This is a genomic window from Bacillus sp. SG20033 (genome assembly GCF_044570195.1).
Classification (GTDB): Bacteria; Bacillota; Bacilli; order Bacillales; family Bacillaceae; genus Bacillus; species Bacillus subtilis.
Map to the genome: position 1 here is coordinate 3,928,965 of NZ_CP172606.1, position 21,720 is coordinate 3,950,684.

General features: G+C 45.2%; 20 protein-coding genes. 2 read left to right on the forward strand and 18 right to left on the reverse strand.

The features are described 5' to 3' along the window. Positions 1-45 precede the first annotated feature (45 nt). Positions 46-945, reverse strand: coding sequence for a cysJI operon transcriptional regulator CysL (gene cysL / locus ACFVP7_RS20655; protein ID WP_003243173.1), 900 nt, complete (start codon positions 943-945; stop codon positions 46-48). Positions 946-1,090: 145 nt separating this feature from the next. Then, entirely contained in the window at positions 1,091-2,062 is a 972-nt protein-coding gene (gene pta / locus ACFVP7_RS20660; RefSeq protein WP_003235941.1) for a phosphate acetyltransferase, read from the reverse strand. Between the two features lie 269 nt (positions 2,063-2,331). On the opposite strand from pta, the gene hemQ reads away from it, so the two are divergent. Both hemQ and bacG read left to right on the forward strand, forming a co-directional pair. Further along, entirely contained in the window at positions 2,332-3,096 is a 765-nt protein-coding gene (gene hemQ / locus ACFVP7_RS20665) for a hydrogen peroxide-dependent heme synthase (RefSeq protein ID WP_003242896.1), read from the forward strand. A 131-nt stretch (positions 3,097-3,227) separates the two neighbouring features. Then, entirely contained in the window at positions 3,228-4,007 is a 780-nt protein-coding gene (gene bacG, locus ACFVP7_RS20670; protein WP_029726228.1) for an NADPH-dependent reductase BacG, read from the forward strand. Between the two features lie 14 nt (positions 4,008-4,021). Here the strand turns inward: bacG and bacF are convergent, their stop codons facing one another. The 16 genes from bacF to ACFVP7_RS20750 all read right to left on the reverse strand — a co-directional run bounded on the left by bacF (position 4,022) and on the right by ACFVP7_RS20750 (position 21,716). After that, positions 4,022-5,221 carry a transaminase BacF gene (gene bacF, locus ACFVP7_RS20675; RefSeq protein WP_032722710.1) on the reverse strand — a complete coding sequence of 400 codons (1,200 nt, stop codon included), beginning with the start codon at positions 5,219-5,221 and terminating at the stop codon, positions 4,022-4,024. Further along, on the reverse strand, positions 5,222-6,406 hold the full coding sequence (gene bacE, locus ACFVP7_RS20680; RefSeq protein WP_029726226.1) for a bacilysin exporter BacE: 1,185 nt from the start codon (positions 6,404-6,406) through the stop codon (positions 5,222-5,224). Next, the gene (gene bacD / locus ACFVP7_RS20685) at positions 6,403-7,821 is read right to left on the reverse strand and encodes an alanine--anticapsin ligase (protein ID WP_024571622.1); all 1,419 of its coding nucleotides are present in this window, start codon (positions 7,819-7,821) and stop codon (positions 6,403-6,405) included. Before bacD ends, bacE begins: the two co-directional genes overlap by 4 nt. Before the next feature lie 18 nt (positions 7,822-7,839). After that, entirely contained in the window at positions 7,840-8,601 is a 762-nt protein-coding gene (gene bacC, locus ACFVP7_RS20690; RefSeq protein ID WP_213407861.1) for a dihydroanticapsin 7-dehydrogenase, read from the reverse strand. Positions 8,602-8,603: 2 nt separating this feature from the next. Continuing rightward, complete coding sequence (bacB, locus tag ACFVP7_RS20695; RefSeq protein ID WP_003244300.1) at positions 8,604-9,311, reverse strand: 3-((4R)-4-hydroxycyclohexa-1,5-dien-1-yl)-2-oxopropanoate isomerase; 708 nt, start codon at positions 9,309-9,311, stop codon at positions 8,604-8,606. Then, positions 9,301-9,915 carry a prephenate decarboxylase gene (gene bacA, locus ACFVP7_RS20700; RefSeq protein WP_009968341.1) on the reverse strand — a complete coding sequence of 205 codons (615 nt, stop codon included), beginning with the start codon at positions 9,913-9,915 and terminating at the stop codon, positions 9,301-9,303. The genes bacB and bacA overlap by 11 nt, the downstream gene beginning before the upstream one ends. Positions 9,916-10,066: 151 nt before the next feature. Then, complete coding sequence (locus ACFVP7_RS20705; protein ID WP_396582814.1) at positions 10,067-11,305, reverse strand: MFS transporter; 1,239 nt, start codon at positions 11,303-11,305, stop codon at positions 10,067-10,069. A gap of 209 nt (positions 11,306-11,514) precedes the next feature. After that, complete coding sequence (locus tag ACFVP7_RS20710; RefSeq protein WP_029318679.1) at positions 11,515-12,927, reverse strand: amino acid permease; 1,413 nt, start codon at positions 12,925-12,927, stop codon at positions 11,515-11,517. After that, on the reverse strand, positions 12,927-14,627 hold the full coding sequence (locus ACFVP7_RS20715) for a M20 family metallopeptidase (protein ID WP_396582816.1): 1,701 nt from the start codon (positions 14,625-14,627) through the stop codon (positions 12,927-12,929). The genes ACFVP7_RS20710 and ACFVP7_RS20715 overlap by 1 nt, the downstream gene beginning before the upstream one ends. Positions 14,628-14,700: 73 nt before the next feature. Further along, entirely contained in the window at positions 14,701-16,248 is a 1,548-nt protein-coding gene (gene pruA / locus ACFVP7_RS20720) for an L-glutamate gamma-semialdehyde dehydrogenase (RefSeq protein ID WP_396582818.1), read from the reverse strand. A 226-nt stretch (positions 16,249-16,474) separates the two neighbouring features. Continuing rightward, positions 16,475-17,749, reverse strand: a complete 1,275-nt coding sequence (gene rocG / locus ACFVP7_RS20725; RefSeq protein WP_015250966.1) for a glutamate dehydrogenase — start codon at positions 17,747-17,749, stop codon at positions 16,475-16,477. Positions 17,750-17,926: 177 nt separating this feature from the next. Then, positions 17,927-18,391 carry a biofilm surface layer hydrophobin BslB gene (bslB, locus tag ACFVP7_RS20730; protein WP_003242493.1) on the reverse strand — a complete coding sequence of 155 codons (465 nt, stop codon included), beginning with the start codon at positions 18,389-18,391 and terminating at the stop codon, positions 17,927-17,929. A 324-nt stretch (positions 18,392-18,715) separates the two neighbouring features. Further along, positions 18,716-19,171, reverse strand: coding sequence for a dTDP-4-dehydrorhamnose 3,5-epimerase family protein (locus ACFVP7_RS20735; RefSeq protein ID WP_014481242.1), 456 nt, complete (start codon positions 19,169-19,171; stop codon positions 18,716-18,718). After that, positions 19,164-20,015: a dTDP-4-dehydrorhamnose reductase gene (rfbD, locus tag ACFVP7_RS20740; RefSeq protein ID WP_015250965.1), complete on the reverse strand. Its 852-nt coding sequence runs from the start codon at positions 20,013-20,015 to the stop codon at positions 19,164-19,166. The genes ACFVP7_RS20735 and rfbD overlap by 8 nt, the downstream gene beginning before the upstream one ends. Before the next feature lie 13 nt (positions 20,016-20,028). Further along, entirely contained in the window at positions 20,029-20,976 is a 948-nt protein-coding gene (rfbB, locus tag ACFVP7_RS20745; RefSeq protein WP_029726219.1) for a dTDP-glucose 4,6-dehydratase, read from the reverse strand. Further along, positions 20,976-21,716, reverse strand: a complete 741-nt coding sequence (locus ACFVP7_RS20750; protein WP_014478328.1) for a sugar phosphate nucleotidyltransferase — start codon at positions 21,714-21,716, stop codon at positions 20,976-20,978. Before ACFVP7_RS20750 ends, rfbB begins: the two co-directional genes overlap by 1 nt. Positions 21,717-21,720: the final 4 nt, after the last annotated feature.

The window sequence follows — 21,720 nt, forward strand, 5'->3', positions numbered from 1 at the left end:
TGTAAAACCCTTTCATGTTAGGCTTATTGAACGAAAACTATTATATCATTTCAGCAGCTGTGATTGATAATTGCTTTTCAGCATCGTAATAAAAATTTCTTTATTTTTTGTATTCTCCATGAGAGGAGAATGAATGTAAGACAGCTTGCGCTTTAACGAGAAATTATTAATATGCAGAATTGAAATTTCGCGGTGGATCAAATCCTTACGCAGCACGCTTCTGGATAGAACCGAAAGTCCCATGCCGTTAATCACCGCTTCCTTTACACCTTGATTGCTGCTGATGGTAAACATTGATTTCGGCCGAAGTCCATTTGAACTGAGTACATGATCGAGATATTCTCTCGTCCCGGAGCCTTTCTCTCTTGTCACCCACGCTTCGTTCTGCAAATCGCTGATCGAAATCTCTTTCCGCCCGGCGAGCGGATGCTGATTTGGAGCGGCAATGCACATTTCATCCTCCATGAACGGTTCAATTTCCAGCTCATTCTCGTTTGTATGTCCTTCAATCAGCCCGATATCAGCCTGAAGCATCCGCACACGCTCGCTGACCTCCTCTGTATTACCAATCATGACATCTAGATTCAGCTCTGGATACAGCTTTTGCAGCTGGGCCAATAGCGGCGGAAGAATATACTCACCGATTGTAAAGCTTGCAGCTATTTTCAATTCGCCCTTCACATAGTGATGATGCGCATAGATTTCAGCCTTGGCTTGTTCGTAGAGAAACACCATTTGCTTTGCTCTTTGATATAAAATGTCTCCTGTCGGCGTTGTCGTAAAGTGTTTTGGCGACCTGTTCAGAAGAGCCGTTTGAAATTCTTTCTCAAGATTTTTGATATGCAGACTGACGCTGGGCTGGGAGATCATCAGCTTTTCCGCCGCTTTTGTGAAGTTTTTTTCTTCTACCACCGCTATAAACGTTTTCAGCACGTCGTAATACAAAAACCCCACCCCTGTCATTAATGAAATATATGGTTATGATTAGTTTTCTTTATTGTACTCATATCATCCGTCTTGGTAAAGAAGGCTATACGGAAGCGCAAAAAAGGCAGCCCTCGGTCGAGAGCTGCCATCGTCTTCATTTTTATTACAGTGCTTGCGCCGCTGTGATTAATGCGAGATTGTAAACATCTTCAGCGTTACATCCTCTTGAAAGGTCGTTTACAGGCATATTTAAACCTTGCAGGATTGGTCCTACCGCTTCAAAGTTGCCCAAACGCTGAGCGATTTTATAGCCGATGTTTCCTGCTTCAAGGCTTGGGAATACGAATACGTTAGCGTCCCCTTTGATCTCGGAATCCGGCGCTTTTTTCTCAGCTACAGATGGAACAAATGCAGCATCAAATTGGAATTCGCCGTCAAGTGTCAGTTCAGGCGCTTTTTCTTTCGCGATTTTCACTGCATCCGCTACTTTTTCTGTTTCATCAGATTTTGCTGAGCCTTTTGTAGAGAAGCTGAGCATTGCCACGCGAGGCTCAATGTCGAACATTTTTGCCGTATTGGCACTTTCGATCGCAATCTCGGCAAGGTCTTGGCTGTCAGGTGCAATGTTGATCGCGCAATCTGCGAATACGTATTGCTCTTCTCCGCGAGCCATGATGAACACGCCTGAAGTCTTTTTCACGCCTTCTTTTGTTTTGATGATTTGAAGAGCCGGGCGGACAGTGTCAGCTGTCGAGTGAGCAGCTCCGCTTACGAGTCCGTCTGCAAGGCCTTTATACACCAGCATTGTACCGAAGTAGTTCTCGTCTAATAATGCTTTACGAGCCTGTTCTTCTGTCGCTTTGCCTTTGCGGCGTTCTACAAATGCTTGTACAAGGTCTTCCATGCCTTCATATGTATGAGGATCATAAATCTTAACGCCGTCCAGCGTAAGGTTCAATTCTTTTGCTTTTGCTTGGATCTCATTTTCATTGCCGATCACAATCGGATTTAGCACTTTGTTTCCTGCAAGCTTGCTGACCGCTTCTAAAATACGCTCGTCTAAGCCTTCAGGAAATACAATTTTAACGTCTTTTCCAGCTACTTTTTCTTGCACTGTTGAAAATAAATCTGCCACAATAAAACCTCCTCAAAAAGTTACAAAAACGCTTTCTTTTACTAGCATACTCTTCTTCCAATCAAATTCAAACAGCCAACTTCCATTATAGCGCTTTCATAAAAAAATCTTATTTTTCTAACTAATTTAAGTGACTCAATCTTCCCTTATAGGTTCTTCTATTTTGATGGAGTTATACGGAAGGGATGTTCAAGGTTTCTCCACAGTAGAATCGGATAAACTATGGTATAGTGAAGGCAATCATGAAAAGATAATGGGAGTGAAGATAAATGAGTGAACAGCAAATGACGAATGAAGCTGCAAAAACGCTTGACGGCTGGTATGCGCTTCATGATTTCCGCACAATGGATTGGGCTTCCTGGAAGCTTCTGTCCAGTGATGAGCGCCAATCTATCATACATGAATTCACTGGGTTGCTTGAAAAATGGGGCGTAGCCCAAAAAGAAGGAAAAGGATCGCAAACTCTTTACAGCATCGTCGGCCAAAAAGCTGATTTTATGCTGATGATCCTTCGTCCTACAATGGAAGAATTAAATCAAATTGAGCTTGAATTCAACAAATCAAGACTTGCTGAGTTCACCATTCCGGCATACTCCTACGTATCAGTGGTAGAGCTGAGCAACTACTTGGCAAGCGGTGACGGCGATCCTTATGAAAATCCGCATGTGCGCGCTCGCCTTTACCCTGAACTGCCGGAATCAAAATATGTATGCTTCTATCCAATGGATAAAAGAAGATCCGGCAACGACAACTGGTATATGCTTTCAATGGAAGAACGCAGAAACTTGATGAGAAGCCACGGTTTAATCGGCCGCAGCTATGCGGGCAAAGTCAAACAGATCATCACCGGCTCTGTCGGCTTTGACGATTACGAGTGGGGCGTTACATTATTCAGCGATGATGTCCTTCAATTCAAGAAGTTAGTGTATGAAATGCGTTTTGACGAAGTCAGCGCTCGCTATGGCGAATTTGGTTCATTCTTTGTCGGCAATCACCTTTCGCTTGATACACTTCCTCAATTCCTATATGTATAATATCCCCTCCCGCCCATCCGGCGGGAGTTTTTCAATCCTCCTTTATCAGAATTTAAATAAAATTTGCTATTTTCTTCGTTTTTTCTTACGATGTAGATAATAATCCAATTTTTTCAAAGGGGTGCAGTTATTTGTCAAAACGAACCGCATTTGTTATGGGAGCCAGTCAAGGGATCGGGAAAGCAATCGCTCTGAAATTAGCAGACCAGCATTTTTCCCTCGTCATTAATTCGCGAAATTTGGATAATATTGAATCTGTCAAAGAAGACATTTTGGCCAAGCATCCTGAGGCGAGCGTCATTGTCCTTGCGGGGGATATGTCTGACCGGCATACGAGAGCGGGCATTTTTCAGGAAATCGAATCTCAATGCGGACGGCTTGATGTTCTGATTAATAATATCCCGGGCGGCGCGCCTGATACATTTGATAACTGCAATATAGACGATATGACGGCCACGTTCACTCAAAAGACCGTTGCCTATATTGACGCTATCAAGCGTGCTTCCTCACTGATGAAACAAAACGAGTTTGGCAGAATCATCAACATTGTTGGAAATCTATGGAAAGAACCCGGCGCCAACATGTTCACAAACAGTATGATGAATGCCGCTTTAATTAACGCCAGTAAAAATATTTCCATCCAGCTTGCTCCTCACAACATTACTGTCAACTGTCTGAATCCTGGTTTTATCGCTACAGACCGTTATCATCAATTTGTGGAAAATGTGATGAAAAAGAACAGCATATCCAAACAGAAAGCAGAGGAACAGATTGCTTCCGGGATTCCGATGAAACGGGTCGGATCAGCCGAAGAAACCGCAGCGCTCGCCGCGTTTCTTGCCTCTGAGGAAGCCTCCTACATCACGGGACAGCAAATTTCCGCTGATGGCGGCAGCATGAAAAGCATATAAAAACATCCCGCTTTTTAGCGGGATGTTTCTTGTAATGACCCGAACGGCAGGTTCAGCTTTTGAATCCGCGTGACAAATTCCCGCAGATCCTCCTGCTTCGACACCATTGAGATTCTGACATGCCTTTTTCCGTTGCTTCCAAAAATTTCGCCCGGTGTGACTACGACATGGGCATGCTCCAGCAAGTAATCGGAAAATTGGTGAGATGTCTCAAACGTATTCGGAATTTCAGCCCATACGTAAAAGGTTCCTTTTGGCTTTTCCATCTTCCAGCCCAATTCCTTTTCGCAAAGCGCCGTAAAAAAGTCAATTCGTTCCTTATAAATTCGTTTCAACGATTCCGTATGCTCCGGATCTCCAGAAAGCGCCGCACTCGCTGCCTGCTGCAGCCCGCCGAACATGCCGACAAATACATGATCCTGAAATTCATTGACGGCCTGAATGATCTTTTCGTTCCCAACCGCAAACGCCATTCTCCAGCCGGCCATGTTAAATGTTTTTGAAAATGAATAAAGCTCTGCTCCGACAATTTTGGCATCCTCTGCCTCAAGAAAACTGGCCGGTTTTTGATCGAATTCAAACGCTCCGTATGCAAAATCATGAATCAAATGGATGTTATGCTCTTTCGCAAAAGCAGCAGCTCTTGCATAAAAAGCCGCATCAGCCACAGCTCCAGTGGGGTTGTTCGGGTAGTTTAAAAACATAAGCTTCGCTTTTTCCAGCACGGCTGGATCAATCTTTTCAAAATCCGGCAGATAGCCATTTTCTTCATACAGCGGCATTTCGTAAAGCTCAGCTCGCGCCATCGTAATCCCTGATAAATATTCAGGATAGCCTGGATTCGGGACTAAAGCGATGTCTCCCGGATTGAGCAGGCATTGTGTCAGCACATACAATCCGGCTTTCCCGCCTCCGAAAAGCGCGACTTCCGTTTCAGGATTGATTGTCACTCCGTATTCCCTTTTATAGAAAGCAGCGATCGCTTCCTTTAAAAAAGGATAGCCCCTGAAAGGGCCGTATCCATGAAACGAAGGATTCAGAGAAGCCTCCCGCAAAGCCTCCACAATATGCGGCGGAGTGGGAAGGTCAGGGTTCCCCTGTCCGAGATTAATGATATGGGCTCCCGTTTTTTCCATTTCCTTTACCTTTTGAAAAACGAGAGAAAACTCCTGCCTTGGAAGTGTCTTGATGACATCGGACGGTGTTATTTCCATCTAAAAGACTCCTTTTTGCTCCGTTTTGTTATCCCGTTCCAAAAACGATTTGTTGACGAGCTTCGTATGCAGAAACAAACCGCATACGATCACGACAATCAGCCCCATAATGACCGGAGCGCTTAGGATGTTAATGAACATTGAACCAATAGAAATGCATAATCCGATAGACGCTTCGGCCACTGAAAAAATGCGCCCTTGAATCTGGTTTGCCGCATTTTCCTGAACCTTCACTTTTGCAAGCACTTCCCCGTATTCCATCGCGATGAAAAAGAGGATCGCCGCGATGACAGAAACAGCGAAAATCGGCGTGAATAAAAACAGCGCCAGTGAGACAATGGATAAAACGGTAAAGTACGTCAGGCCTCTATTGTTGTTAAAGCCCCATTTGCTGACAAGCACCGCTCCGATAAAGCCGCCGAAGCCGATGCAGAACGTGAGAATAAAGTTGCCGATTTCCCCGTCACCCAGAAAGCGGCTGACAATCGGAAAATAGCTGTACACAACTCCCCACAGCAAAGCCATTGTAATCATCGTAAACATGGCGTTTAATACGAATGCATTGGTTTTGATTTCCTTGAGTCCTTCCTTAAAAGACTGAAAGGCCTCTTTAATGTTTTCAGATTGAATCGGCACAAATTGTAGCTTGATACGGCTGATAAAAAATGCCGAAACCAGGTATGTCACACCGTTAAAGGCAACAGCCAGCTCTACAGATCCACCTAACAGAAAGAGCCCTCCGGCAGCCGCCCCGACGATAATGGAGATGGTTGTCGCTTTTGCAAATAACGTGTTGATGCTTTTAATATCTGATTCCAAGGACGACATGACAGCGAGACGGGCGGGATTAAAAAACACGCCGCTTCCATAAGAAATAAACAGCAGGGCCAGAAAAATCAGCGGATACTCGCCTTTTGGAAGAAATGTGAGCCCCAAAAAGATGATGCCTCTGATGATATCCGTCCATAGCATGATCTTAATTCTGTCTAACCGGTCGACCAGAACCCCCAAAAACGGCTGAAACACCATCGGAATGCTTCTGACCACGATGACCCCGGACGTCACCCAATAATCGTGATAATATGTAGACAAAATGAGCAGGGCAGGGAGAACACAATAGTCTCCCATGAACGATAGCGCCTGCCCATAAAGCAAGTATTTAGAGTTGGGTTTCAGCTGTTTCATACTGGCAGCACATACTTTGCCGTCAGCTTTGCATGCTGCTGAATTTGTCTGATTGATTCAGCCACATCCTGTGAATTACTGCCTTTCAGTTCAAATGCAGCAATGGAATTGAAAGCTTCAAACAATGTCAAATCAACTGAAGTGCCTGGTGCTGCGGCCGAAAAAGAAACGATTTCAGTATCCCCTTTTAAAAGCCCGTCAGGCAGATCGATCGCTTCAATGACCAAATCCTCAGCAGTTTCTGGAATCTGGCCATTTTGTTTGAAATGCTGCGGGTACAAATGGCAGTCGGCGACATAGTAAGGCTCTTGATCCAATAATCCGTCAGGCAGATCGGCGTCTTTTCCGAAACAGAGGACATCTAATAATAATTGCGCCATATCAAGGCCGAAAACCTTTTTAATGTTAGGAATCATATTCCAGCCGGCGAATCTGGCTGCCGATTCAATTAAACCCGGTTCTCTGTTTTTCATTAGCTTGATCTCTGTATGTGTTGCGCAATTTTGCAGGCCAAGACCTTCATTTGCCTTTTTGGCAGCTTCGACAATTTTCTTTTTTGCCTCTTCATCCAGAATGGACGGCGTAATGTGGGATGTCTCTGTAAACCCGATTTGCGGCGTTTTATCATGAATGGCGATCGGGAAATACTCACCGTCAGCCATGATGCCTTCTATACTGATATAGTCGGAGTACCCTTCTGTTTGATACCAGTCTCCGTACTCACCCTGTAAAAATTCTTCAGCGATAAACGGCGCTTCAAACGTAACCGCCTTTGGCACGTTAATTGATTTCAGATAGTCATTGACTCTGTTAAATTCATCTTCTGCCGTCTCAGTGTCCGTAATCAGCGTTACACCGATTGAACTCGCTAAGTATGTAGGCTTTAAGATAAGAGGTGTGCCGATCTCTTCAAGAGCAGCACGGAAATCTTCAAGAGTTGTGACTCGTTTGTTTTTGATCGATTTGACTCCGGCCTTATTAAAAGCGTCCCTCATTTTATTTTTATCTCTGGCATTTTCGGCTGCCTGCACGCCGGCACCTCTCAGGCCCAGACGTTCACAGGCTTTCGCCATCGGAGCAATGAATAATTCATTGTTTGTTGTGATGGCATCCGCCCCAAACATTTCGGCAACCTTGACGATTTGCTCGACGACCTCTTCCTCAGGCTTGTCATGATCCTCATGCGCCCAATAAATGGAATCAGGATGCTCAAAATCAGCTAAACTCTTAAAATAGTCTTTATCTTTTATGACCGCGACCGAGTATTTTTCAATCAATGCTGCATGGGAGGCTGTAATTGCAAAAGGTCTTGGAATAAAGCTGACCAGGTTATATTTTTCAGCAGCGCTTTTATAAAACATGTGCGGCGGGCAGCCTCCAAGATCAGCGATGACCAATACTGTTTTTCTCTCCATATGTAAAACACTCCTTCTCTATTGTGCGGTGTATCCTCCGTCTGCGGTGATGGCGCTTCCGGTCATATAGCTTGATAAATCCGAGGCTAAAAACAGCATCACGTTTGCGATTTCTTCAGGTTTCCCAAGCCTCAGCAGCGGATTTACCTTCGCCTTTTCTTTTTTGATCTCTTCAAGTGTGCCTTCATTATTTTCAAGGAATGATTTTTCATTCAGCGGTGTGTCGATGATCCCTGGGCATACGCAGTTCACGCGAATTTGATGCTTCGCATAATCAACGGCCATTGATTTAGTCAGCTGCAAAACCCCGCCTTTGCTGGCGTTATAGGCAGGAATATCAGGCCATGCCACGAGTCCGCCGACAGAGCACGTATTAATGATGTTGCCCTTGCCGGCGGCCAGCATATGCTTGAGTGCATGTTTGCTCATTAAAAACGTGCCGGTCAAATTGACTTGCAGCACCTTGTTCCAATCTCTGAGCTCCATCTCGTGAATAGGCGCCACGATTTCGATGCCTGCATTATTAATCAAGACATCGAGCCCGCCAAATGTATGAACCGCCGATTCAACTGCGTGCTGGCAGGCAGCTTCGTCTGTGATGTCCGTTTGCACAAAGTGCAGCCTGTCATTATTTTCTTTTCGTACCATTGCTTCTCCCTGCGCTTCGTCAATATCCGCCACAACCACATTGGCCTGCTGGCCCAAAAAAGTCTGAACCGCAGCATAACCAATGCCTGATGCGCCTCCTGTTATGAGGACGGTTTTATCGGTGAGGTTCATGATCATTCATCCGCCTTCATTTTTTTTGCTTTTGCTCTGTTGTAGCGCGGCGGGAAGAAGATATTAATCGATTTTGATTCTTTTTCCGAACGGTTGATGGCACCGTGATCTTCACGAGGCTCACAGAAATAGGCTGTGCCGAATTTCATCTCGACTGTGCAGCCTTCGACCGTCATGTCATAGCCGCCGCCGATGCAGATGCCGATTTGTTCATTCCGATGTTTATGGAAAGGCATTTCTCCGCCATTTCCAGGGATTTTGGCAAGCATAATTTCTACCCAATCCTCAACAAAGAACGTGACTTCCATGCCTGGCAACAGGTCTCTTGTTTTGAAAATATCCAAAAAGTAGTCCTCAGGACTTGTATATGTTTCATCAGCTTTCAGCCGCTTGATATCAATAGCAATCACTTCTTGGTCTGTGTCGTTTCTTGCCCCGTGAGGCACATGCGGCGGCGCGATATAGGCAGATTCCAAGGCTGTCATTTTTCTTGTCACATCTCCGACAGTCATCATCAGCTCGCCAGAAACGACCATGCCGATTTGGACCTCCTTATGCTGATGGGGTTCAACATTGGTATGCGGCGGGACGTAAGACATTAATACTTCAGTATCCCCTCGTACGGTTGAATACTGCCTCACTCCGTTTTCCCATTCAATTAATTTCGGGGTCGGGAAATAAAGCTCCTGCATATCTTCTTTAGTTTTCATCATCAACGTCTCCTTTTCCAAATAATGACCAGCTCATTGGAATGCTTTTGAATGTTTTTACAAAGGTTAGCCCGTACTTTTGCCGTGCAAGCTCATTGGTTAAGGCAATGTCATACAAACCTTCTTTTACTTTTCTTGCGGCTTGACTGGTTGAATTGACTAGTTTGAAACGAACATCTTTGCGGGTAAAATATTTTATTAAATTAATAGGTGAAGGATGTGAAACAATAACAGATGTATCAAGCATATCGTCTCTGAATTCAAAATCAGGACGAACAGCCAGGCCGTACATCGGTGTATCGCACCTGAAGATCTGCAATAGCTGCAAATCCGGCCTCATGTAGAAATGCTTAATGCCATCGTAAGCATGTGGGACGATGGTATATTCCAGCGGGCTTTGGAGTGTCCTTTCGATGCACGATTCAAAAGTATCATGCAAGGACAATTTACTGTTCAGCCCTTGTAGAAGAGTAAAATTGGAAATGAAATGCTTTGCTGCGTACTCACTGCTTGTCCCCTCAGGGCCGAGCGTGTTGACTGTAATGAGTTTGGATAGTGAATCAGTTCTTTTTTTTGTCTGAATGCTATTATCCAATATAATCATGAGCACCAACCAATCTTTTAAAATTTTAAGTAAATTTTATCCAGCTGAAATTGAACTGTCAATGTTTTTTGAAAATATTGATAATTATTCCCATACAAACAAAAAAACCCTTTAAAAAGGGTTTTTAATTATAGGAATTTAGAAACTTTGTTTATTGAGATAAGGACTGATCGGCCTTCTGCTCAAGTTTGCCGTACTTTTTATATGCGAATACACTGAGCACAAATCCGAGGACTGTGATGGCGGCGCAAATCAATCCGACAGCTGCATAGCCGTATGCCACATATACGGGTCCCATTAAAGCAGAACCTAATGTCACGGCCAGATTCGAGGCGAGGCTGTAAAACACCATGACTTTTCCGCGGTGACGCTCTGAGCAGTCACTCAAAATTGTGCTGAGCAGCGTCACCGTCAAACTTTGCATTAATCCCCAAATAAATAGGCTGGCGATTAACAGAAACATAGACGCCGGCGCATATGGTAAACACGCCAGCAGAACGCTGATGACCCCCAGCGCAATCAAAAGGGAGCGCATTTTTCCGATGCGGTCGGCTATCTTTCCTGTAATCACACTCATGGAAAACCCGATTCCATAAATCATGATAAATAAGCCCGCAGCCGTGTTTCCTCCGGTAAAAACGTCCTGAAGATAGGTGCCTAAAAAGGAATACATACCGTAAAAACCAATCATATTACAAAAGGTTATCGTGATATAAACAGGTACACGAGGGACTTTCAGCGCATCCCGGAATGTTCCTGCCGGCTCTTCTATTTCTTCCTTGCCGCTGTTTTTATGTTGGGCATGGCGGCGCATTTCAAGGAGAATCAGCAGGACAACTAAAACGCCCATCAAGGCGAAAATCCAAAACGTCCATCTCCAATGCAGGACGTCGCCGATAAATGATCCGAGCGGCACTCCGAAAATCAGCGCCAGCGACCAGCTTGAAACGATCAGTCCCATCACCTTGCCCCTGTATGTATAAGGAACACGATCACCGACAACTGCGTAAGCGGTCGGAACAAACGCTCCCGCAGCCAATCCCGAAAGCGCCCGGCCTAAAAAGAAGAAAAAAATATTTTGAGCTAAAGCGCATATCACCGTTCCTATGATAAAAATCATAAGCCCGGCCAATAAGCTCAGTTCTCTGGAGTATTTATCGCCTAATGGAACCAAAAGCGGCGCACCGATAAAAATCATAACGCCATAAATACTAATAGATAACGCAAGGACGCTGACATCTGAGTTGAAGGCTTTTGCTAAATCCGGCAGCAGCGGTGAGATCACAAGCTCTTCAGATCCGGCTGCAAATACCCCCATCGTTAAAGCCAGTGCCAACAATAACGGAAAATGATGTTTTGTTTTGATGTCATTGTTTTGATTGCTGTTCATTCTTTCTCAAACACCTCTTCCATAATCTTCTTATCATAAAGTTGTATTATAGTTTAGCATTGTTTTTTCACTATTTACAATTCGAACGAAATATTTATAAGTTTTATTATTTTCATTTAAATCCCATTATATATTTCTATATTTCATTCTAAAAATACATGAGGATGTAATGCGTAAAAAAAGCTCTCCGGCCTCCCGGAGAGCTTTTTCTATTGCGCCTCTGTCTGCTCTTTTTCAATCGGTTCATGATTTATACGCTTTTTGATGCTTAGATGATAGTATGCATAGCAGAAAATAATGATCGGCACACCGCAGTATAAGCCAATTCTTTGATCCGGAATGAAAATAAGGCTGATCAACACGCAGCCATATAAACAAAATCCGAGAATCGGGACTAGCGGATAAAGCGGCGTTCTGAACTCCAGATCATTCACATTTCCGCCTTCAGCAAGGAAACGTCTGCGAAAGAAAAATTGCGACGCACAAATGGACATCCACGCGACAACTGTCACCATGCCCGAGATTGAGATACACCATAAATACACTGTTTCTGCGGCCATGACACTTGTCAGCAGCGAACAGCCTGAAATGCCTAGCGTAATCAGCAGGGCATTCATCGGCACGCCTTTTTTTGTCAGTCTGGTGAGAAAGGATGGACCCATTTGATTTGATGAAAGTGACCACATCATACGCGACGCCGCATACAACCCCGAATTAGCAACAGATAAAATGGCTGTTAAGATGACAAAGTTCATGATATCTGCCGAAAATGGGATGCCGATTTGATCGAGTACCGCTACAAATGGGCTTTCAATCACCCCCGCCGTTTTGTACGGAAGGATGGCAACCAAGACGAACATAGCGAGCACAAAGAAAAACAGCGTGCGCCAAATGACATTTCGAATGGACTTTGGCAGTGTTTTTTCCGGGCTTTCACTTTCCCCTGCCGCAATGCCGACAAGCTCCGTTCCCTGGAACGAGAAGTTCACCATGACCAGCGTAAACATAACGGCCAGCACCCCATTAGGGAAAAGCCCTCTATCAGTCATAAAGTTAGACAAAAAGGGTGTCTCCTGTCCGCCTTTAAAGTCAATCAAGCCAAACACAGCGGCTCCGCCAATCACAATAAATAATATGATCGCCGCCACTTTGATGCTTGAAAACCAAAATTCCATTTCTGCAAAGCTTCTGACAGAGAGCGCATTAATCAAAAAGATGACGATGCCGAACACGAGGCACCATATCCAGATCGGAACGGAGGGCAGCCACCTTTGCATCAAAATGCCTGCTGACGTCAGCTCTAACCCTACTGTATTGGCCCAGCTGAACCAATACAGCCAGCCAATCATAAAGCCTGTCGACGGACCCAGAAATTTAGTGGCGTAGGCCTGAAACGATCCGGCCACCGGCATAGCAACAGCCAATTCTCCTAAACAAAGCATGACGAGATACATTAAAAATCCGCCGATGATATAAGCGGCAATGGCGCCGAGCGGTCCCGCCTGGCTAATGGTAAAGCCAGAGCCTAGAAACAGCCCAGTTCCAATCACCCCTCCCAAAGCAATCATAAACAAATGCCTGCTTTTCATGCTGCGCTGCAATTCATTTTTATGATTCTGCATCATCCTTCCCCCTTTGGTTCTTTTGCCGTGATGGTCATCCGGTAGCTTTGCAAAAGATGAACGGTGGTTTGCTGTATGAGGAGAGGCAATACATGAAATGTGTACGGTTTATAGACTCGTTCTGTCCATTTATGGCCGTCTTTTCCGTACACGCCCATATTAATGGATGGAATATTCAGCTTGCGTATGTCTTTGAACGGAATGGTCCCAATCATATTCCACCCAGGGAAGTTCCTGATAAAAGAATCAATTTCGCCATCGGTTTCGTGCAGTGATAAAAAACTGCCGTCTGCCAAGTAGGGGAAAAACTTTTTGAAGACAAATGTTTCGCCTGTCGATTCAGCGGTTTTGTCAGCCGCTTCTTTAATCACATGCTGCAAAAGCTGATCTCTTGCGCTATCTTCTTTCAAATAGTTATGCGGCAGGTAAGGAGGTGCGTAAAATAGAATGACTTTTGCGCCTTGATCGGGGTCAAGCTTTTGAAGCTCTTCGATTGCCTGAAAGCATCTCATGCGAAGTTCAAGGTGCTCGTTGGCTTTGAATGTCTGCTCGATACACTGCTCGGGATCTATCCCCCGGTTTCTCAGCTTTTCTAAGTATTGCTCCAGGCTATACACTTGAATGCCCCATGATAAATGTTTCTTTGGCAGGTTGGCTCTTTTTACATATTCTTCATAATAATCTGATAATTTTTGTTCTGTCTCTCGGCATGCTTCCTCAGTGACTTCAATAAGCAAATCCATCATTTCTTTTGCTGTTCTTTCATAAATAAAACAATTGAAGTACAAGCTGGTGCTGACAGCAGTTTGCACATTATAGGATTCCTTGTTATCACGCTGATACAAACAGGATGGGGGCAGAACCAACTCCCCTTCAACCTTTTCTGCCAGATGGATGTTATTGTGGAGACGGCTTGTGATTTCAGATGAAATTAAATTTGGGTCAATTCCTGCCAGTGTATCGCCAACATGGACTTCACGCCCGTAAATGTAAAAGCAAGGCAGCAGTTTTCCCGCGGCTCCGGTATAGATATATCTTGTCTGATCACCATCGTAAAGCGGGGTAATAAAATCCGTATTAATAGCAGCCAAATAGTGAAGCTGTTTTTCTTTTTTTAGCCGGTTCAGCTCTGAAATGCTGGCAAGAATGCCCGAATGCTGGCTCTCCTCATCGGGATTGGCCATAAACAATACATTTCCCGGCAACGTCTCAAGGTTCTCCGAAAAATGCAGGAGATTGGCTAAATGCACGGCGATGCCGCTTTGCATATCGACAGATCCTCTTCCGAACATCCAATCGCCTGATTTGGCATCCCGCTGAACATCCTGATCGAACTCATAGCGGCTGAAATACTCGGCCAATTTCTCACAATCAAAAGCGATATCCTTTAAAGGGCCGAAATCTTCAATTCCAACTGTATCCAGATGGGCATGGTAAATGACTGTATTACGGCTTTCTCCATGTCCTTTAATAAACGCAAAAATATTTTTGCGATTGTATGGGTCATTGGGAATGGCCTGTTCCCACACATGACTGGGGTTTTCCTGAAAATAAGGATAGCTCGTGATCACTTCTTTGATGAAATCTGCTTTTGTCCCTTCTCCAACGGTGCCGTTCACACTGCTGAGGCTGACCAGAGATGCTGTCAGCGCCTCCACTCTTTCAGCCGGATTCATGTGACTGATTTTTGTATACTGCATAAATTGTCCTCCTGATCAAAAAGTTGAAATCGTGCGATCCGCTAAAGAATCGCACGATTTTATTTCTCTCAAATCAAAAAGCTTCGGACGTTGTTTTGGCTTGCATATGAAGAATTAAGTAATCGGGACCGCCTGCTTTTGAGTCTGTTCCTGACATATTAAAACCGCCGAACGGCTGATAGCCGACAATTGCTCCGGTACATCCTCTGTTAAAATATAGGTTTCCGACATGGAAATCCTCGCGCGCCCGTTCAATGTGCGCACGGTTTTTCGTCAGAAGCGCACCTGTTAATCCGTATTCCGTGTTATTGGCAATCTCCAGCATATGATCGAAATCACGCGCTTTGCAAATCGCAACAATTGGGCCGAAAATTTCTTCCTGCATCAAGCGGGCGTTTTCATCAACATCTGCAAAGATCGTCGGCTGAATAAAGTAGCCTTTTGAATCATCGCCTTCTCCGCCGGCCAATAGCTTGCCTTCAGATTTGCCGATTTCAATGTATTTCATCACTTTGTTGTAGGATGCTTCATGAATCACGGGACCCATATACGTATCAGGATCTTCTGGATTGCCGACAGTCAGCGTTTTGGTCAGCGCCACAGCTTTTTCCACCACTTCATCATAAACATCCTGATGAATGACCGCGCGGGAGCCCGCAGAACACTTCTGTCCAGAATATCCAAATGCTGAATACACGATAGAGGATGCAGCAAGGTCAAGATCAGCGTCCTTGTCAACAAGCACTGTGTCTTTTCCGCCCATCTCAGCAATTACCCGTTTGAGCCATTTTTGGCCCGGCTGCACTTTGGCGGCTCGCTCATAAATCCGGCAGCCGACTGCACGGGAACCTGTAAATGAGACAAACCGTGTTTTCGGATGCTCAACTAAGAAGTCACCGATCTCCGCTCCATCTCCCGGAATGTAATTCAGAACGCCGTTTGGCAGACCCGCTTTCTCCATGACCTCGACAAATTTTGCTGCCACTACCGGGGCTGCGTCAGCCGGTTTTAAGAGAATCGTATTTCCTGTCACAATCGCTGCCGCCGCTGTTCCCGCCATAATCGCGAGCGGGAAGTTAAATGGAGAAATGACGATGCCGACGCCAAGCGCTTCGTAATGATATTGATTGAACTCGCCAGCACGGCTCTTCACCGGAGCCCCTTCCTTGAGCTTTAACATTTGGCGCGCGTAGAACTCTAAAAAGTCTATCGCTTCAGCCGTGTCCGCATCTGCTTCCTTCCACGGTTTTCCCGCTTCCTTCACAAGATAGCTTGAAAATTCATGCTTTCTTCTGCGCAAAATAGCCGCTGCCTTAAAGAGAATATTCGCGCGGTGCTCCGGTCTTTGTTTTTTCCAGGAATCAAATGCCTGCAATGCGGCTTGCATCGCTTTTTCAGCAAGCTCTTGATCCGCTGTAGACGCGTACCCAATGATCTCTTCTTTATTTGCCGGGTTAATGGAAATGATTTTGCGGTCCGTTTCAATTTTTTCTCCATTTATGACAAGCGGATAATGCTTGCCGAGCTGAGTGTTTACAAAGGCCAGTGACTCCCCAAATGCAGTTTTATTCTTTGCTTCCGTAAAATCGGTAAATGGTTCGTGTGCGTATGTGACTGTCATATGTAGTCCTCCTCGTGTTATGAAATATATCTTCGCATATGAATAAAAATGCAAGAATCATGCCATTTTCTTGTCTTTTGCTGAAAAAACTTGTTGAATCGAACAGAAATTTGTCTAACAGGTGATCACCTTTCTCTTTTTCCAATCTTGAACGCAAATTTATTTTGCGATTTTTGCTCTTTACGCAAAAAACAAATGCAAAATGATTTTGCGGAGGCTTCTCAAATTACACCCATCCGCGGAAACGCGATGCTTCTGCCGATTTTCTGATGCCCGTCATGTAAGCCGCCAAACGCATATCCACTTTATGTGTTGCCGCTGTCTGATAAATTGTTTCGAACGAGCTGACCATGACGTTTCTCAGTTTTTCTGCAACCTCTTCTTCTGACCAATAATATCCTTGGTTGTTTTGCACCCATTCAAAATAAGAAACCGTGACGCCGCCGGCACTCGCCAGGATATCCGGCACAAGCAGCACGCCTCTTTCATTCAGGATCTTAGTGGCATCAATGGTTGTCGGTCCGTTCGCCGCTTCAACGACGATTGACGCCTGAATGTTATGTGCGTTTTTGGCTGTGATTTGATTGGAGATCGCGGCAGGCACTAAAATATCGCAATCCTTTTCAAGCAGCTCCTCATTTGTGATGACGTCAGTAAATAAATTGGTGACCATACCGAAGCTGTCCCGTTTATCGAGCAAATAAGGGATATCAAGGCCGTCTGGGTTGTAGAGCCCGCCATTGGCATCAGAAATCCCGATCACCTTCGCGCCCGCATCGTGCATGAATTTAGCCAGGAAGCTACCCGCGTTTCCAAAGCCCTGTATGATGATGCGCGCGTTTTGCAGCTTGATCCCTTTTTTCTTCACCGCCTCTTCAATACAAATCGTGACGCCCTGTGCCGTCGCCGTTTCCCGTCCTTGCGATCCTCCCAAAACAAGCGGTTTACCTGTAATAAAGCCCGGAGAATCGAATTCCCGCAACCGGCTGTACTCATCCATCATCCACGCCATAATCTGCGAATTGGTGTACACATCGGGAGCTGGAATATCCTTTGTCGGACCGACGATCTGGCTGATGGCACGGACATACCCCCTGCTCAGCCTTTCCAGTTCTCCAAATGACATTGTCCGCGGATCACAAATAATACCGCCCTTCCCGCCGCCGTAAGGAAGATTGGCAATCCCGCATTTGAGCGTCATCCAAATGGATAATGCCTTTACTTCCTCTTCATTAACTTCTGGATGGAAGCGAACGCCCCCCTTTGTCGGACCGACAGCATCATTGTGCTGTGACCGGTAGCCTGTGAACACTTTGACGCTCCCATTGTCCATTTTGACCGGAATGCGGACAGTGAGCATTCTCTGCGGCTCTTTCATGAGTTCATACATATCTCCCGGATAACCCAGCTTCCGAAGGGCTTCCTTAATGATTGTTTGGGTAGACAGAAATAAGTTAAGAGCTTCTTTTTCTTCATCTTTCGAGACTTGCTTTGCTGACATCTTTTTCACCTCATTGTTTTTTTGGCCGGCTGTAATGTAAGCGCTTTAAAAAAATCAGCCCGCCAATTCCTTTCTGCATTGGATTCACCCTTATCATCATGCAAGATCCGTACCAGCTTTTGAATCCACAAAAAAAGAGACTGAAAACATCTCAGTCTCTGACTACAAATCTATCGATTAACGGGGATCAATCACCAGCTGCGTTTCAGCATAAAAACTGCCGATTCCCAAACCGTTTACTACATCGCCTTTAATCGTGTAAGTGCCTGCGCGAGGAAGAGTTTTGCGCACCATGACGAGGTCAAATTCGGATGCGCCTAACAAATCAAGCGTAAGCGGGAGTCTGACTGTTTTTCCATCGTTTAAAATCTGTGTTTCTTTCAGTGTTCTTCCATTCACTGAATCTCTTGTCGTAGCATGAAACCCGTCAGGAAATTGAAATTCTACCGCTCCAAGAGAAAGCACCGCATTTGGTTTATATGTCACTTCAATATCAGAAATGGTCCACTCTTTCGTGCTGTTAACTGTTTTTGCCTCGATTGATGCAGACTGTGCATGAGCTTGGCCCGAAGGAAGTAAGATTGATAGTAAAACAGCTGAACTGATGAATAATGAAGATACGAATGAAGTTCTTTTTAGCATGACATTTCCCCCTAATTGATTGTTGAAATTTGGCCAGAGCGTCCTCTGCAGAAAAAGCGCTTTTTCATAATTCGCGAATTACCAGTTCTTTTTCTTAAAAATTAATCTATCATCATTTTCCATGGAAGTAAATGTTTTTTAAGGAATATTAACACTTGGAATTCAATGAGAATTCCTTCCTGTTTATACAAGGTTCAAATGGACGATTTCCCTCTCTTTTTCTAGTAACATCCGCCTGACATTTTCTATCTTTTATCCTATTTTAAAAAAGGGCAAAAAAAAGTCGAAGATGCCTCTGCTCTTCGATTGATCACGTTCCTATTTTTATCTGAATTCAGTGTTCCAGTTAAAACCGATCGTCTCATCATTCCACGGAATTCTTTTTTCATCAGGCTGATCCGGGTTATACGACATGGTGGTAAAATAGATAATTGTCAGCGGCGTCTCTCCCAGCACTCTATATCCGTGAGCCACCCCTTTTGGGATTAATAACAGCATCGGGTTGTCTTCGCCCATATAATAGACGTCCGTTTCTCCTTTTGTCTTTGAATCCTCTCGAAGATCGTATAGGACAACCTGAGCGTGGCCGGTTGGGAAGAACCAGAGATCATCCTGCTTCTCATGATAATGAAATGCCTTAATCACACCCGGATAGCTTTTCGACCAAGAGGCCTGCCCAAAATGCTCAAGGAGATTCTCATCGTCCCGGACCAGCTCAGCAAAAAAGCCTCTGTCATCGCTATGCTTCATCAATTTTTTCACCTTGACTCCATCAATCACACGCACTGCTCCTTTCCTGCAAATACTCTCGTAACGCTTCCCGCCAGTGGCGGGGGCGGATGCCGGCTTCTTCAATAGCCCGATGGCTCAGCACAGAGTATGCCGGGCGGGGCGTTTTGTTCCCGTATTCCTCTGTCGTTACAGGCAAAATGGCTGTTTCCAGCCCGCTTTCTTCCATAATTGCCGTCGCAAACTCATACCAGCTGCATATGCCTGAATTGCTGACATGATAGATGCCCGGCGGATGGCTGAACAGCTTGATGACCGCTTCTGCTAAATCCTTCGTATAAGTCGGCGAACCAATTTGATCGCTGACAACCCGAAGCTCTTGTTTCGTTTCAGCAAGCTTCAGCATGGTTTCAACGAAATTACTGCCGCCATGTCCGTACACCCACGATGTTCTGATGATCGTGCTGTCTTTTGTCGTTAATCGTATCAGTTCTTCTCCGAGCCTTTTGCTTTTGCCATAAATGGTTTTCGGATCGAGGGGATCGTCTTCCCTATATGGCTGGGTTCCTTTCCCATTGAATACATAGTCCGTGCTGATATGAACATATTGAGCTCCGATGCGGGTTGACTCAAGCGCTGTATAATAAGCGCCGATTCCGTTAATCAAGTACGCTTTATCAAGCTCTTTCTCGCATTGATCAACCGACGTAAACGCGGCGCTATTGACCACGATATCCGGCTGATAATGGCCAAACGAATGCCGTACTGAGCGCTGGTCAGCAATGTTCATCATCTTCTTTGTTAACGCAATGACCTCATATCCGGCTTGCTTCAGCTGGCGGCATAGTTCCAAGCCAAGCTGTCCTCCCGCCCCAGTTACCAATACCTTTGTCAATCAGATCACCTTCTCATCGGTCATTGTCTGTATACCACTGAATCGTACGCGCAATGCCTTCTTCAAACGTCACTTCCTGCCGCCAGCCCAGTTCATTTTTCAGCTTTGATGCATTGATCGCATAGCGCCGGTCATGCCCTTTTCGGTCTTCCACGTGGGCGAACAATTCCTCACAGCCCAGATGCTTCAAAATGGCACTCGCCAGCTCTTTATTCGTGCGTTCATTTCCGCCGCCGATGTTATACACCTCGCCGTCGGTCCCTTTTTCTAAAATCAGCTTGATCGCGCGGCAATGATCCTCCGCAAACAGCCAGTCTCGGATCTGGAGTCCATCGCCATACAGCGGAACAGGCAGGCCCTGCTTCGCATGACGGATAATCGTCGGAATCATTTTTTCGCTGTGCTGATAAGGTCCGTAATTGTTGCTGCATCGTGTAATGATGGCCGGAAGCTTGTGGGTTTTCACATAAGACAACACGAGCAAATCTGAGCTTGCTTTGCTGGCTGAGTATGGGTTATTAGGAGAAAGCGGCGTCGTTTCTGTAAACGCGGGATCATCCGCTTTTAAATCCCCGTATACCTCATCTGTTGAAATATGAATCAGCTTCTTGGCTTTTCCTTTCAAGACCGCTTCCGCCAATCGGTATGTCCCCATGACATTTGTGGTGATAAACGGCTCCGCTTGGGAAATGCTTCTGTCCACATGCGATTCTGCTGCGAAGTGAATGACGCCATCGTAGGTCTCATCAAACGCGCGGTCGATATCCTCCTGAACGCTGATGTCCCCTTTTACAAAGCGAAAACGGCTGTTTTGCTGTAATTTTTCCATTTCCTCCGGGTGGCTGGCGTACGTCAGTTTATCTAAAACGGTAATGCGCGCATCCGTTTCCCTCAGCATGAGCTTTGTAAACGTGAGCCCGATGAAGCCGGCCCCGCCTGTAATTAAATATGATTTTGCCATCACTTTTCGTCCTGTCCTTTCCGTAGAGCCTGGTGTACAAGCTGGGAAGCGAGATAAAGCGATTCGTGAGTTCCGGCATCTACCCACCAGCCTGATAACACATCATACGTAAGCTGGCTGTTTTCGATGTATAGATTATTCACATCGGTGATTTCCAGCTCGCCGCGCTTTGATGGTGATATTTGTTCAATATATGAAAACACCTCTGCATCATACATATAAATGCCGGTAACACAAAGGTTGGTCGGTGGCTGTTCGGGCTTTTCGATGATGGAACGAATCCGCTTGTTTTTCTCATCAATCTCAGCAATCCCGAAACGTTCCGGGTCATCAACTTCTTTCAGAAGCACTTTTGCTCCTTTCCCCTGCTGTTCAAAGCGTTCTGTATAAGGCTTTAATGAATCTTCAAATATATTATCACCTAATAATAAAATGAAAGACTCTTTTTTCGTAAAGCGCTTTGCATAAGACAGCCCATCCGAAATGCCCGATGCTGCCGGCTGTACTTGATAAGTGATAGTAACGCCAAGCTCTTCCCCGTTCCCAAGCAGTTTGTAAAATTGCGGCATATGCTCCTTTTGGCTGATGAGTAAAATGTCTTTTATTCCGGCTTCCTCCAGCTTCATAATCGACCAGTATATCATCGGATACGGGCCTACAGGAAGCAAATGCTTGTTGACGGCTTTCGTTAAGGGCATAAGGCGTGAGCCGTTTCCTCCGGCTAAAATAACACCTTTCACATTA

Bases quoted from the DNA above. Each gene is read 5' to 3' on its own strand.
- hemQ (WP_003242896.1), top strand. From the start codon at position 2,332: ATGAGTGAACAGCAAATGACGAATGAAGCTGCAAAAACGCTTGACGGC.
- bacF (WP_032722710.1), bottom strand. From the start codon at position 5,221: ATGGAAATAACACCGTCCGATGTCATCAAGACACTTCCAAGGCAGGAG.
- bacE (WP_029726226.1), bottom strand. From the start codon at position 6,406: ATGAAACAGCTGAAACCCAACTCTAAATACTTGCTTTATGGGCAGGCG.
- bacD (WP_024571622.1), bottom strand. From the start codon at position 7,821: ATGGAGAGAAAAACAGTATTGGTCATCGCTGATCTTGGAGGCTGCCCG.
- bacC (WP_213407861.1), bottom strand. From the start codon at position 8,601: ATGAACCTCACCGATAAAACCGTCCTCATAACAGGAGGCGCATCAGGC.
- bacB (WP_003244300.1), bottom strand. From the start codon at position 9,311: ATGAAAACTAAAGAAGATATGCAGGAGCTTTATTTCCCGACCCCGAAA.
- bacA (WP_009968341.1), bottom strand. From the start codon at position 9,915: ATGATTATATTGGATAATAGCATTCAGACAAAAAAAAGAACTGATTCA.
- ACFVP7_RS20705 (WP_396582814.1), bottom strand. From the start codon at position 11,305: ATGAACAGCAATCAAAACAATGACATCAAAACAAAACATCATTTTCCG.
- ACFVP7_RS20710 (WP_029318679.1), bottom strand. From the start codon at position 12,927: ATGCAGAATCATAAAAATGAATTGCAGCGCAGCATGAAAAGCAGGCAT.
- ACFVP7_RS20715 (WP_396582816.1), bottom strand. From the start codon at position 14,627: ATGCAGTATACAAAAATCAGTCACATGAATCCGGCTGAAAGAGTGGAG.
- pruA (WP_396582818.1), bottom strand. From the start codon at position 16,248: ATGACAGTCACATACGCACACGAACCATTTACCGATTTTACGGAAGCA.
- rocG (WP_015250966.1), bottom strand. From the start codon at position 17,749: ATGTCAGCAAAGCAAGTCTCGAAAGATGAAGAAAAAGAAGCTCTTAAC.
- bslB (WP_003242493.1), bottom strand. From the start codon at position 18,391: ATGCTAAAAAGAACTTCATTCGTATCTTCATTATTCATCAGTTCAGCT.
- rfbB (WP_029726219.1), bottom strand. From the start codon at position 20,976: ATGGCAAAATCATATTTAATTACAGGCGGGGCCGGCTTCATCGGGCTC.